Source organism: Variovorax sp. P4_D9 (genome assembly GCF_056401695.1).
Map to the genome: position 1 here is coordinate 1 of NZ_JBFUIU010001688.1, position 695 is coordinate 695.

Annotated in this window: 1 protein-coding gene; it reads right to left on the reverse strand. The window is 65.7% G+C overall.

Features of this window, described 5'->3' with window-relative positions:
* Positions 1 to 49: 49 nt before the first annotated feature.
* Positions 50 to 695 (reverse strand): transposase (locus tag AC1DY5_RS57780; RefSeq protein ID WP_478123063.1); only part of this gene is annotated, 646 nt, incomplete at its 5' end.

The window sequence follows — 695 nt, forward strand, 5'->3', positions numbered from 1 at the left end:
ATTTTCTGGATCCGTGAGTTTCGTGAGGCCGGTGATCGGCCAGTTGCGCTCAGCCGCAGGCAGCGAAGAGTTCTCCGTGCAGCCGCTGGAAGGCCTTGGCCGAACGATCATTGGCGCCCAGCCCGAGGATGACGCGCCGGCCATGCTCGATGAGGCGCCCGGCGCGGTAGATGAGTTCCTGCATCACCGTCTTGATGCGCCGGCGCTTGGCCGCGTGGCGTACCGGCGCATCGGACCGCAGCAGCCCGGCCTGGCCCATCAGGCGCAGGATATTCATGGCCAGCGCCGCGAGCTCGCACACCAGGTAATTGGTATCGAACTTGCCCGAGGGCAGCCGCTCCAGATCGAGGTCGGTCTTGAATTCGGAATGGAACTGCTCGTGCGTGCCGTGGTCGGCGTACAGCGCGACGATGGCTTTCGCATCGAACTGTTTGGCGCTCAGGCTCGTGCTCCAGCCGTCCAGCGTGAGCTTGGGCTCGATCARCAACTGGCCCTTCGCGTCGATGGTGCGTTCAGTCAGGCGCAGCACGCGGCGCAGTGGCCGCTCGATGCCTTCGATGTGCAGCGCCTCTTCCCACAGCGTCACGCGCTTGCCCGCGCGGGGATGCTCCCAGATCGTGGCGGTGTCACCATCAAGGCGCTCGGCCAGCGCCGCCACGTTGGTCGTGCGCGGGTTCCACTTGATCAGCCAGTCC